This is a genomic window from Streptomyces sp. enrichment culture (assembly GCF_964272855.1).
Lineage (GTDB): Bacteria > Actinomycetota > Actinomycetes > Streptomycetales > Streptomycetaceae > Streptomyces.
The window spans coordinates 3975225-3987559 of sequence record NZ_OZ186847.1 but is presented as its reverse complement, the minus strand read 5'-3'; the positions used below and the strand labels follow the sequence as shown (position 1 = coordinate 3987559).

Below are 12335 nucleotides of genomic sequence, written 5' to 3'. Positions count from 1 at the left end.
ATCGCATCCGGGGCACCGATTGAAGTTCGTGTCACGAACCAATATGGTTCGTGACACGAACCTATTGGTGTTCCTGGGGGAGGACTGGCGATGCGCGACCAGCAAACGTTCGAACCGGCATACGAGGAATCCGGCACCGACATCTCCGCGAGACCCGTCGTCTTCGGCTTCGGCGCCCCGACCGGCATCGCGGACACACCCGAAGTGCTGACCCTGGTCCAGCAGGCCGACCGCGACGGCCTCGACCACTTCTCCCTTTCCGACCACCCCTACCTGGGCGACCGGATCGACGCGTACGCGGCCCTCGGCTTCCTCCTCGGCCGCACCCGGCACATCGCCGGCTTCGCCAACGTCACCAACCTGCCGAGCCGCCCGGCACCCCTGCTGGCGAGAACGGTGACCTCCCTCTCGGCGATCTCCGGCGGCCGCGTCGTCCTCGGCATGGGCGCCGGCGGCCTGTGGGACCGCATCGCCGACCTGGGCGTGCCCCGCCTGTCGCCGGGGGCGGCGGTCGAGGCGTTCGAGGAGGCGATGATCCTGGTCAAGCTCCTGTCGGGCGGCGGCGACCCGGTGACGTTCAAGGGCCGGCACTACCAGGTGAACGGCATCGATCCGGCTCCCGTCCCCGCGCCGCCGATCTGGACCGGCTCGGTCGGCCCCAAGTCGCTGGCCGCGACCGGCAGGGTGGCCGACGGCTGGATCCCCGGCCACGCGGCGGACTGGCGCAGCGAGCGGTACCGGACCTCACGCCCGGTCGTCGACGAGGCGGCGAGCGCCGCGGACCGCGACCCGGCCGCCATCCGCACGATCTTCAACCTGCCTGGCCGGATCACCGAACGCCCGCTCGCCGCTCCACGCGACGGTGACGGCCGCTGGCTCGGCGGCTCGGTCGCCCAGTGGACCGACGAACTCACGGACGCGGTCCTGAACCACGGCGCCTCGGGCTTCACCCTCTTCGCCGCGGACCACGGCACCGCCGACCCGACGACTCTGGCCCGCTGGGCCCAGGAGGTCGCACCGGCCGTACGCGAGGCGGTCGGGAAGGGACGGGCCTGACCACAGCCGACGGGCCTGATCACAGCCCCTCGGCGAGGGTGTGGGCGACCAGCGCGTTGGCGTGTCCGTGCCCCAGCCCGTGCTCGGTCTTGAGCATGCCGACGAGCTCCATGTGCCGGGTCAGTCCGGAGGCGCGGATGACCTCCTTCCACTCGGCGATCGGACGGCCGTACTTCTTCTCGATCGACGGGAAGTAGCTGGCGGGACCCTTCACGGCGGCTGCGGTCATGGTGGTGGCATCCCCTCTGCGTGCGGCGCTGTCGTCCGCGTGCGGTGCCGGCGTCCGCGTGCGGTGCCGGCGTTGTTGAAGACCGCGGACCGCGCCGGAACTCATCGCCCGGAAAAGGTGTCCCGCGTCACATGCGGTGCGGCGAGGGGCTCACTGATCCGAGTAGCCGATGTCCCCGATGGTCCAGGCGCTCACATCCTGGATGGCGACGCGGTACATGCCGCCGGTGTCCGGGATGCCGAAGCTGCCCTGGAGGATGCGGGCGAGATGGAAGTGGAGATGGGTGGGGCGCCGATCGGTGGAACCGCCGCCGGACCGGGCGAACACACCCGCGAAAGGCTGCAGATCCTCCGAGTCCCGCAGCACCTCCGCCACGCGTTCCTTCCACATGTCCTCCGGCGCCAGCCGTCCCGTGATGACGGCTCCGGGGACCACCACGGTCAGGGACATCCGACTGCTGTGCTGCGCCTCCACCGCCTCGGCGATGCCAAGGAGCAGGTCGTCAGGGTGAGACATGCCTGAGGAGCCTAGCCGAGCGGCGCCTGCCTGGCCCCACGGACCGCCGACGGCCCGGACATTGCCGCGCTAAGAGCTGATGCTGTCCAGGAAGTTGCCGATGGCTTCCACGATCCGGTTCCTGCGGCGATGTGCCTTGCTGCAGTACCGCCGAGTGCGCCAGCGCCGTGGCTGAGGCACCGGCGTCCCGCACCACGTGCAAGGTGCCGTACGTATTGATCCCCCGCTCATGGACGCACACGGTAGCGACTCGCCCCGGGGTGGGGCGAGCCGCCGAGTGCGGTCCCTACTTGGGGTCCCGGTTGAACAGCGACTTGGACCAGACGTAGCCGAGCGCGGCCAGCCCCACGCACCAGGCCACGGCCAGCCACCCGTTGTTGCCGATCTCGCTGCCGAGCAGCAGCCCGCGCAGGGTTTCGATGGCCGGGGTGAAGGGCTGGTACTCGGCGACCGGCTGGAACCAGCCCGGCATCGCGTCGACCGGCACGAAGGCGCTGGACAGCAGCGGCAGGATCATCAGCGGCATGGCGTTGTTGCTGGCGGCCTCGACGTTCGGGCTGGACAGGCCCATGCCGACCGCGATCCAGGTGAGCGCCAGCGACACGAGCGTCAGCAGCCCGACCGCCAGGATCCACTCGAGGACCGTGGCATCCGTGGTCCGGAACCCGATCGCGACGGCGACGGCGCCGACGACGAGCACGCTCATCACGCACTGCAGCACGCTGCCGACGACGTGCCCGATGAGCACCGACCCGCGGTGGATCGCCATCGTGCGGAACCGGGCGATGATGCCCTCGGTCATGTCCATGGAGACGGACACCGCGCTGCCGATGGTGGTGCCGCCGATGGTCAGCATCAGGACGCCGGGGACCAGATACGCGAGGTACTGGGACCGGTCGCCGTGACCGCCGCCGATGCCCGCGCTCATCGTGTCGCCGAAGATGTAGACGAAGAGCAGCAGCAGCATGACCGGCGTGAGCAGCAGGTTCAGCGTCAGGGACGGATAGCGCCGCATGTGCAGCAGATTCCGCCGCAGCATCGTGGACGAGTCGCGCACGGCCAGGGAGAGGGAGCTCATCGGGCGTCCTCCTTGGACTGGTTCGGCTGGGTGGTGACGCCGGTGACGCCGGTGCCTCCGGTCAGGGCGAAGAAGACGTCGTCGAGGTCGGGGGTGTGGACGGTGAGTTCGTCGGCCTCGATGCCGGCGGAGTCCAGCCAGTCGAGGATGGAGCGCAGTTCGCGCTGGCTGCCGTCGCTGGGCAGTTGCAGGGCGAGGGATTCGTCGTCGCGGGAGGCCTCGCGCAGTGCGGAGACGGCGTGGTGGTAGGCGGTCGGGTCGGTGAAGCGGAGGCGGACGTGTCCGCCGGGGACGATCCGCTTGAGTTCGTCGGCGGTGCCCTCCGCGGCGATCCTGCCGTCGTTGAGGACGGCGATGCGGTCGGCGAGTTCGTCGGCCTCTTCGAGGTACTGGGTGGTGAGGAAGACGGTGGTGCCGCCGGTGACGAGTTCGCGGATGATCTGCCACATGTTGTGGCGGGAGCGGGGGTCGAGGCCGGTGGTGGGCTCGTCGAGGAAGATGATCCGCGGGCTGCCGACCAGGGTCATGGCGATGTCCAGGCGGCGCTTCATGCCGCCGGAGTAGGTGGAGGCGGGCTTCTTCGCGGCCTCGGTGAGGTCGAAGCGTTCCAGCAGTTCGGCGGCCACCCGCCGCCCCTCACGCTTGGACAGGTGATGCAGGTCGGCCATGAGGAGCATGTTCTCCTCGCCGGTGATCAGGCCGTCGACGGCGGAGAACTGCCCCGTCACCCCGATCGCCGCGCGCACGGCCTGCGGGTCGGCGGCGAGATCGTGGCCCGCGACCCGCAGCTCGCCGGCGTCGGCGGTGATGAGCGTGGACAGGATCTTCACGACGGTGGTCTTGCCGGCACCGTTCGGACCGAGCAGCGCGAACACGGACCCGGCCGGGATCCGCAGATCGATGCCGTCGAGGACGGTCTTGTCGCCGTAGGACTTGCGCAGCCCGGCGGCGGAGACGGCGACCGGCGAGGGCTGACCGTCACCTTGTCGGGGGCTGGACATGGGCATGACAGAAGAAGGCATGAGGCCCTCCGTTTGAAGGCTGAAGTGGACTGAAGCGGGTGGAGATGAAGCCGCTTGAGGGCGCGGTGATGCGGTGATGCGGCGCTGGGGGAGTGGCGCTCGGGGCGCGGCGCTCAGACCTTGGCGCGACGGATGTCGATGTTGCCGTACTTGGTGCGGGCGCGGACCTTGACGGTGTCCTCGGTCGCGTCCGGGGTCTCGGACGCGGTGAGCGTGTTGCGCACCTGGCCGGAAGTCGAGCTGACGTCGAGCCAGGCGGCCGTGCCCTCGCGCACGCCGACCTCGATGGCGCCGTAGTTGGTTTCCAACTGGACCGTGCCACGGGCCACGTCGTCGACCCGGAGCGTGCCGTGGGCGGTGGTGGCGGTGACCGAGTCCTCGGCGCGCCGGATCTCGATGTCGCCGTTGGCGCCGCTCACCCGCAGCTCGCCGGTCGCGGCGCCGACCGTCGTGGTGCCGTGCGAGTTCTTCAGGACGGCGGGGCCGTCGAGGAGGCCGACGCGCATGCTGCCGGAGCTGGTGGTGATCTCGGCCGAACCCTCGACCCGGTCCACGGTGATCGAGCCGTGCGACGCGGTCAGCCTGAGCGGGCCGGTCGTGTCGAAGCGGACGTCACCGGACGAGGTCTTCACGCGGACCTCGCCGAGCCGGCCCTCGCCGAGCACCTGGGCCCAGGCGCCGGTCATGTCGATGCGCGAGTCCGTGGGAAGTTCCACCGTCACGTCGACGGTCCCGGTGCGGCCGAACAGGTTGGGCTTGGGCGTCCTGACGGTCAGTACGCCGCTGACGTAGGTGACCTGGGTCTGGTCGGCTGCCCGCACGTCCAGATCCTTCTTCGGGTCGCGGGGCCGCACCTCGACGACGGTGTCGACGCGGTCGCCCGCGGTGAACTGGATGGAACCGGCGTCCACATGCGCGGTGACGGAGATCGGCGCGGCGGTGTCGAAAGAAGGCATGGCTGTCCCGTCCTCTTGGGTCTTCAGGGCGTCCCCGCTGGTGGGACGTGGTCTGGGTGAAGTGCTGCGATTGCAGTGCGAGTTCAGGTGCAGTGCGGTGGAGTGCGCCGCAGTGCGGTGCGGTGCGGTGCGGGCGGGGGTGCGGCTAGCGCACCCAGCCCGTGAAGCTCTGTCCGACGTTCTGGGTCTTCTCCGGCGTACGCGGCCGCGCACCACCGTCGACCGCGGCCGACACGGCCCGCACCAGCCAGGCGTTGACCGACAGCCCCTCCCGGCTCGCGGCCTCCTCGGCACGCGCCTTGAGGTGGGCCGGCAGCCGCAGATTGACGCGAGCGGTACCGCCTTCGTCGCCTTCGGCCGGCACCGGGGCCGGGGCCCTGAACGGTTCGGCGGGCGCGTTCGGCTCCACGGCGGTGCCGCTGTCGGTGGGCGGCCGGGTCACCACGAAATCGGGGTCGAGCCCGCGCAGCCGTACGTCGACGGAGCCGGGGGCGAGTTCGCGGGTGATCTCGTCCATCGCGGCGGAGAGCACGTTGAGCATGGTCAGCCGAGTCGCCGATTCCAGAGGAGCGGTGAGCCTCTCGGCCAGCTCGCGAGCTTCGTCACCGCCGGCTTCGGCGGCCACCGCGAGTTCGCGGCGGAGGGAGTCGACGTACGGGGTGAGGTCCATGACGCCATGATGGCACCATGATGGCGCCATGCGCAACCCTGGACGGCGCCATGAGTCGCACGGACCTGCTGCCGGCCCCCAACCTGCAGAAGCGCGCAGCTGACACCGCATGGCGCCACGCGGCACCAAACGGCACCACGTGGCATCACGTGGCACCGTGTGGCGCCCCCCGATCGTCCGCGCCGCCGGGCCGGTGAACGTAACCGCTCCAACTCCCTTGCCATATGTACCCCCCGGGGGTATACATGTCTCACCGAGATACCCCCTAGGGGTATGTGAATGAGCGATCGAGGAGGATCTCATGTCGGGCTGCTGCACCCCGAACGGAAGCTGCCACACCGGCGCCGCCACGCAGGTCGTCTACAAGGTCCAGGGAATCGGCAGTGCGCACTGCCAGGGCGTCGTCACCGACGCCGTGAGCGCGCTGGGTGACGTGACCTCCGTGAAGGTCGAGATCGGGACCGGACTGGTCACCGTGACGACCGCCGCCGAGGCGGACCAGGCGTTCGACGAGCTGATCGCCAAGACCGTCGACGAAGCCGGCTACGACTTCGCGGGCCGCGTACCCGCCTGAACGCCTGCACGATCTGCACGAGCTGAGCGATCCGAACGATCTGAACGATCACCTGACCGGGCCGGGGACCACTGCGCCCCGGCCCGGTCACCCCCTCCAACTCTCCTCCTCCACAAGAGAGGCCGGCCATGTCAGCCGTCAATCCACGCCGTTGGTGGGCCCTAGGGGTCCTGGCCGCGGCACAGTTCATGGTCATCATGGACACCTCGATCATCGGGGTGGCCCTCCCCGAGATGCAGCGGGACCTCGGCTTCACACCGGGCGACCTGCAATGGGTGTTCAACGCCTACGTCATCGCCTTCGGCGGCCTGCTGCTGCTCGGCGGCCGGCTGTCCGACCTGCTCGGCGCCCGCCGGGTCTTCACGGCGGGCTGGGTGGTGCTGATCGCTGGCTCGGTCGTCGCGGCCGCGGCCCAGACCGCATGGGTGGAGGTGCTCGGCCGAGCCGTCCAGGGCGTCGGCGGAGCGCTCATCGCCCCGTCGGCCATGACCCTGCTGATGATCCTGTTCGCCCACGACCCACGTGAGCTGGGCAAGGCCATGGCGCTGTACGGCGCGGCCGCACCCGCGGGCGGCACGGCCGGCGTCTTCCTCGGCGGAGTGTTCACCGAGTGGCTCAGCTGGCCATGGGTGTTCATCGTCTACATCCCCATAGGCGTCGCCACCCTCGCGGCCACCGGCCTGCTCCCGGCCGTGCCGCCCCGCCGCGGCTCCGTCGACGTGCTCGGTGCCGTCACCGTCACCGCCGGCCTGGCGTTGGCCGTCTTCGCGGTCGTACGAGCCCCGGAGGCCGGCTGGGCATCCACGCAGACCCTGCTCGAACTGGGCGGAGCCGCAGCACTGCTGGCACTGTTCCTCGTCGTGCAACGGACCGTGCGCGAACCGCTGATGCCGCTCGGCATCTGGCGGGTGCCGCGCCTCGGCTCGGCCAACCTGGCGATGACGCTGCTCGGGGCCGCGTGGATCCCCATGTGGTACTTCCTCAACCTCTACCTGCAGCAGGTCCTCGGATACGGGGCCTTCGCCTCCGGCGCCGCACTGCTCCCGATGACCGGCCTGCTGATGGTCTTCATGACGGCGATCACCGCACGGCTGCTGGGCCGCTTCGGCGCCAGGCCGCTGATCGGCGGCGGTCTCCTGGTCCTCGCGCTCGGACTGCTGTGGCTGTCGGCCGCGGAGCCGACCGGCACCTTCGCCGTCGACGTCCTGCCCGCATCACTCGTCGCCGCGCTCGGCATGTCGCTGGCGTACATCCCGGCGATGATGGCCGCCATGTCAGGCGCCCCTCAGGAACAGGCGGGCCTGGCCTCCGGCATCGTCAACACCACCTACCAGGTGGGCTCGGCCCTGGGCCTCGCCGCCCTCACCGCCCTGGCCACCTCCCAGGGAGCCGACCGACTCGGCGACCCCACCACCCTCACCGACGCCTACGGCACAGCCTTCCTGACCGCCGCCGCGATCGCCGCCATCGCCGGGCTGACCACCCTGCTGATGATGCGCCCGGAGAACTCCGCCCAGCCGAGCCCGACGACGGAGGAGAAGGTGCCTGTCTGACCGGACCACGGCCACCTTCCGGCAGCCCCTCACGGCGAGGAAACGGCTACCGCGTGGCCCCCGAGCGCCACGGCGGCGATCAGGCAGGCGACGGTGACGCCGACGGCGGTGCGCCGCCCCAGAGGAAACCGGCGCGGCAGGCACAGCACCAGCACCGCACTGGTCCACGCGGCCGACACCAGTCGGGGGAGCCATGCCTCCGCCCGGTCGTTGACCAGGTAACAGTGTTCGGCCCGCGGTCCGTCGACGCCGAAGTAGAAGAGGCAGTCGTTCCCGAAGTTCTCGGACAGCAGCGCGGTGAGCCCCCACCACACGGTGGTGAGGACTGCCGCGGCCACCGCGACACCGAAGACCGAGCAGCCACCGGAACCACGCGGCGCGGCTGTGTCCATGTGCTGATCTTCCCTGGTGAAACTCAGCAAAGCCAGAGGGCCCGCACCGAATCGGTAAGGGCCCTCTGGCTACTGCTTGGCTGTCGGGGGTGGCGGGATTTGAACCCACGACCTCTTCCTCCCGAACTGGCCGGCCAGTTCGGGGACGCCCGTCACTCGTAGGCCGCGGGCGCGCCTTCGTCGGTCTGGCCTCCTCCTCAGCCTACGAAGTCCGTCCCTGTCTGCCTGCCGATGGTGGGCTCTCGGGTCATGGGGCGCCGACGTTATATCGGGGACATTCCGGGCACTGCTGAACGCCAGGGCAGCCGACGGGAAGGGGCCGTCATGGGTGAGTCGTCGCAGGGCGTTACCGTCGTCGCTCTCCTGGCGGATCCGGACGCGCCGACAGACGTCGCGCAGCACATGGCCGGCGTACTCCCTGCTCGGCTCGCGGACAAGTCGGGCCGGGGGCGACGGTTCGACGTCGAGGTGGTCAGTGAGCCCTTCACCGCAGGGACCGAGGACCTGTCCACGTTGACGCGCCGGATCATGGACCGCGGGCGTGCGGAGCATTGGGACATAGTCGTGGCCATCACCGACCTTCCGCTGCACTCACACGGACGCAAGCTCGTCGTCGACCTGAGTCACGAACACGGCTTGGCGCTGCTGTCCCTTCCGTCGCTGGGGGGCCTGCGTTTCCAGAGACGGGCCCGCCGGGCGGTTGAGGAAGCCGTGCTCAGCTTGGCGAGTCCGCGAGCCACTGACGCCGAGGAGCCTGCCCAGCGTCAGTCGCTGGGACGTTTCGCCAGTCGTCTCGCGCCTGTTCATCCGGGCCCGATCGGCGAGGACGAGACCGCTGATCTCCGGTACGTCGTCAGCGGACCGCGCGGTTACCTGAGGGTGCTCGGCGGTATGGTTCGCGCCAACCGGCCGTGGAGGTTGATCCCGGGCCTCTCGAAGGCCTTGGCGGCCGCACTCGCCGCAGGAGCGATCGCCACCGTGAACTCGACACTCTGGAGTCTGGCCGTGGCCCTGGACACGCGCCGGCTCGTGATCGCCACGGTCGGGTCCGTCGTACTCATGATCGGCTGGCTGATCGTGGATGCGCACCTGTGGCATCGATCATCGGAGGCCTCGCCGGAGGAGAGGAAGAGGACGGCTCTGTACAACGCGTCCACGGTCATGACCGTGGGTATCGGGGTGATCGTCTGCTACGCGGGTTTGCTGGTCATCAATTTGGTGTGGGCGCTTTTCATCCTCAACGACCGAGTCTTCGCCTCCGTGACACGAACCCCGCTGCACGCCACGGATTACTGGACGCTGGCGTGGTTCGTCGCTTCGGTCGCCACGGTGGGCGGCGCGCTGGGATCGGGCTTGGAGAGTGACGAGGCGATCCGGGCAGCCGCCTTTTCCAAGCGTGAACAGGAACGTCGCCGCATGCTCAAGAACGACCAGGACTAGCTGGTGACCTGAGCCGGCGGGCTGGATGCGAAGAATCCGCGATCGATCGGTGCACGACTGTTTCGCGCCGGAGGCCGACGGGGACTCGCACGACGTGCTGCCGGAGGGGCGGCGCTCCTCCTGGCGGGTCCGCGGTGGACACCGTTCCACCTGATCCGGGAGAACGGCCCGCAGCGGCGTGCCGGAGCCACGGACCCGTAGCAACTTCCGAGAGTCGGGCGAGTCGGCCTCTTTGAGCCGTCTCATCATCGCCGTGCCGCGGTCATGCCGCGACACCAAGGGAAGTCATCATGAAAGCAGCGGTATATGAAGGACCGCGAACGGTCACGGTGAAGGACGTACCGGACGCGAAGGTGGTCCTGCACCCCAACGGACACGGCAACGGCCACAGACAGTAAGGACCCCGGGCCGTCCGCCACCCCCGGACCGGGCCGGCCGACGAGCGGCGTCCACCCAACCCCGGCTCCGGCCGGGGCGTTGAAGGGGCCGTCGTCGCCTGGCTGCCGTCACACCTGGGCAGCGGCGATGGGCCGCAGTCGGCTCGGGAGGGTGAACGGAGGGCCCCGCCACCCAACCGGACCACGCGGAAACTCCGGCGTTGTCTGCCATACGCCCTTCACCTTCCTTCTGAAGTGGCTCGTCTTCCGTTCACCTCACCGCACGTGGGGAGCACTCATGACAACGGACACCCGTTCCACCTCCCGCCTACGGCACGATTCGCTCGTGCGTGGCCTCGGCTGGGCCAGTGCGCTTGTGGGCGTGCCCCAGGTCGTCGCCCCGGCGGGCTTCGCCCGGGCCGTGGGCGTGGAAGACACCTCCCGGCACCGCTCGGTCACGACCGCCGTCGGTGTGCGCGAGCTGGCGGCGGCGACCGGGCTGCTGGGACGGCCGCATCCCGTCTGGCTCTGGGGCCGCGTCGGTGGCGACCTCATGGATCTGACGATGCTGACCCGGGCCCTGAGGAACCACAACGGTCGCGGCCTGGGCCGCACCGTTGCCGCGACCGCCGCGGTCACCGCCATCACGGCCACGGACGTCTATGCGGCCGTGACCCGCACCCGCAGGAGCACCCCCATGGAACTGACCGCGGCCACCACCGTCACCCGATCCCCGGGCGAGGTCTACGCCCTCTGGAAGGACCTGAAGCGACTGCCGGACTTCATGGCGCACCTGGACGAGGTGCGCGTCACCGGTCCGCGCACCAGTCACTGGCGGGCCGGCGCGCCGTTCGGCAAGGCGGTCGAATGGGACGCCGAGATTACGCAGGACGAACCCGGCCGGCTGATCGCCTGGCGGTCGGTGGACGGCGCCGACGTCGACAACTCCGGCGAGGTCCGCTTCGGGGCCGCTCCCGGTGGCCGGGGCACGGAGATCCGGGTGACCTTGCGCTACGCCCTGCCCGGCGGGGAGCTGGGCAAGGCCGCGGCGCGCTACTTCGGCGAGGAACCGCATCAGCAGCTGGACGACGACCTGCGCCGCTTCAAGCAGATCGTGGAGATCGGCGAGGTCGTCCGCTCCGAGGGCGCGCCCGGCGGCAAGCGGGCCCGCGGAGAGTTCCCGCAGCACCCGGCCCGACCGCTGACCGAGGACGAACTGAAGGAGGCCCTGGCATGAAGGCGAACTGCTGGACGGGACGCAACGCGGTCGAGGTGCAGGACGTCCCGGAACCATCGATCCTGAACAGCCGCGACGCCATCGTGAAGATCACCTCGACGGCGATCTGCGGCTCCGACCTCCATCTGCTCGACGGCTACGTCCCCACCATGGAAAAGGGCGACATCCTGGGCCACGAGTTCATGGGAGAGATCGTCGAGGTCGGCCCCGGCGTCAGCGACAAACTCCGCGTCGGCGACCGGGTCGTCGTACCCTTCCCCATCGCGTGCGGCGCCTGCGCGTCCTGCCACGCGGAGCTGTACTCGTGCTGCGAGAACACCAACCCCAACGCCGGCATCTCGGAGAAGCTCTTCGGCCACCCCACCGCCGGCATCTACGGCTACTCCCACCTCACCGGCGGCTTCGCCGGCGGCCAGGCCGAGTACGCCCGCGTGGTGCTCGCCGACGCCAACGTCCTGAAGATCGGGTCGGAGCTCACCGACGAGCAGGTGCTGTTCCTGTCCGACATCCTGCCGACCGGGTACATGGGCGCCGAGATGTGCGACATCCAAGAAGGTGACGTCATCGCCGTCTGGGGTGCCGGTCCGGTCGGCCAGTTCGCCATGGACAGCGCCCGGGTCCTGGGCGCGGAGAAGGTCATCGCGATCGACAAGGAGACCTACCGGCTCGACATGGCCGCCGCCCAGGGCTACACCACCATCGACTTCGAGGACACCGACGTACGGTCGGCACTGCTCGAGCTCACCGGCGGCCGGGGTCCCGACAAGTGCATCGACGCGGTCGGCATGGAGGCCACACACGGTGCCTCCCACGTCCACCTCTACGACCGCGCCAAGCAGGCCGTCCGCTCCGAGACCGACCGGCCACACGCCCTGCGCCAGGCCATCCTGTCCTGCCGCAGCGGCGGCGTGGTGTCGGTCATCGGCGTCTACGGCGGACTGATCGACAAGTTCCCGGCGGGCGCGTGGATGAACAGGTCCCTGACCCTGCGCACCGGGCAGTGCCACGTGCACAAGTACATGAAACCGCTGCTGGGCCTGATCGAGCAGGGCAAGATCGACCCCACCCGGGTCATCACCCACCGGCTGCCCCTGACCGAGGCGCCGACCGGCTACGACCTGTTCAAGAACAAGAAGGACCGCTGCGAGAAGGTCGTCCTCACACCGTGAGGGCCGTGCCGGCCCTGGGGATTCGAAACGGCCGCACCAGCCCGGCCGAGCCGAGGAACTTCACCC

13 protein-coding genes are annotated in these 12335 nt (G+C 69.9%); 6 read left to right on the top strand and 7 right to left on the bottom strand.

The features are described from left to right. Window positions 1-90: 90 nt before the first annotated feature. On the top strand, window positions 91-1056 hold the full coding sequence (locus tag ACSU6L_RS17175) for an LLM class flavin-dependent oxidoreductase (protein WP_437057784.1): 966 nt from the start codon (window positions 91-93) through the stop codon (window positions 1054-1056). A gap of 19 nt (window positions 1057-1075) precedes the next feature. Here ACSU6L_RS17175 and ACSU6L_RS17170 read toward each other — a convergent pair whose 3' ends face one another. From ACSU6L_RS17170 to ACSU6L_RS17145, 6 genes are all read right to left on the bottom strand, one after another. Further along, window positions 1076-1285, bottom strand: a complete 210-nt coding sequence (locus tag ACSU6L_RS17170) for a DUF4287 domain-containing protein (RefSeq protein WP_073943188.1) — start codon at window positions 1283-1285, stop codon at window positions 1076-1078. A 150-nt stretch (window positions 1286-1435) separates the two neighbouring features. Continuing rightward, on the bottom strand, window positions 1436-1801 hold the full coding sequence (locus ACSU6L_RS17165) for a hypothetical protein (protein WP_437057782.1): 366 nt from the start codon (window positions 1799-1801) through the stop codon (window positions 1436-1438). 286 nt (window positions 1802-2087) lie between these two features. After that, entirely contained in the window at window positions 2088-2879 is a 792-nt protein-coding gene (locus ACSU6L_RS17160) for an ABC transporter permease (RefSeq protein ID WP_437057780.1), read from the bottom strand. Then, window positions 2876-3901 (bottom strand): ATP-binding cassette domain-containing protein, encoded by a 1026-nt coding sequence (locus ACSU6L_RS17155; protein WP_437057778.1) that lies wholly within the window; start codon window positions 3899-3901, stop codon window positions 2876-2878. The genes ACSU6L_RS17160 and ACSU6L_RS17155 overlap by 4 nt, the downstream gene beginning before the upstream one ends. Before the next feature lie 113 nt (window positions 3902-4014). Continuing rightward, entirely contained in the window at window positions 4015-4857 is an 843-nt protein-coding gene (locus tag ACSU6L_RS17150) for a DUF4097 family beta strand repeat-containing protein (RefSeq protein WP_437057776.1), read from the bottom strand. A 145-nt stretch (window positions 4858-5002) separates the two neighbouring features. Continuing rightward, a complete protein-coding gene (locus tag ACSU6L_RS17145) occupies window positions 5003-5527 on the bottom strand; it encodes a toxin-antitoxin system HicB family antitoxin (RefSeq protein ID WP_437057774.1) in 525 nt (174 codons plus the stop codon). Between the two features lie 301 nt (window positions 5528-5828). On the opposite strand from ACSU6L_RS17145, the gene ACSU6L_RS17140 reads away from it, so the two are divergent. After that, window positions 5829-6101 carry a heavy-metal-associated domain-containing protein gene (locus ACSU6L_RS17140; protein ID WP_365513527.1) on the top strand — a complete coding sequence of 91 codons (273 nt, stop codon included), beginning with the start codon at window positions 5829-5831 and terminating at the stop codon, window positions 6099-6101. Window positions 6102-6229: 128 nt separating this feature from the next. After that, window positions 6230-7654, top strand: coding sequence for an MFS transporter (locus ACSU6L_RS17135; RefSeq protein WP_437057772.1), 1425 nt, complete (start codon window positions 6230-6232; stop codon window positions 7652-7654). A gap of 29 nt (window positions 7655-7683) precedes the next feature. Here the strand turns inward: ACSU6L_RS17135 and ACSU6L_RS17130 are convergent, their stop codons facing one another. Next, a complete protein-coding gene (locus tag ACSU6L_RS17130; RefSeq protein WP_437057770.1) occupies window positions 7684-8046 on the bottom strand; it encodes a hypothetical protein in 363 nt (120 codons plus the stop codon). A 324-nt stretch (window positions 8047-8370) separates the two neighbouring features. Here ACSU6L_RS17130 and ACSU6L_RS17125 point away from each other — a divergent pair, with 324 nt between their 5' ends. The 3 genes from ACSU6L_RS17125 to ACSU6L_RS17115 all read left to right on the top strand — a co-directional run bounded on the left by ACSU6L_RS17125 (window position 8371) and on the right by ACSU6L_RS17115 (window position 12269). After that, window positions 8371-9486: a hypothetical protein gene (locus tag ACSU6L_RS17125; RefSeq protein ID WP_437057768.1), complete on the top strand. Its 1116-nt coding sequence runs from the start codon at window positions 8371-8373 to the stop codon at window positions 9484-9486. A gap of 759 nt (window positions 9487-10245) precedes the next feature. Continuing rightward, complete coding sequence (locus ACSU6L_RS17120) at window positions 10246-11100, top strand: SRPBCC family protein (RefSeq protein ID WP_437057766.1); 855 nt, start codon at window positions 10246-10248, stop codon at window positions 11098-11100. Next, a complete protein-coding gene (locus tag ACSU6L_RS17115) occupies window positions 11097-12269 on the top strand; it encodes a zinc-dependent alcohol dehydrogenase (RefSeq protein WP_437057764.1) in 1173 nt (390 codons plus the stop codon). The genes ACSU6L_RS17120 and ACSU6L_RS17115 overlap by 4 nt, the downstream gene beginning before the upstream one ends. The last annotated feature ends 66 nt before the right edge of the window (window positions 12270-12335 follow it).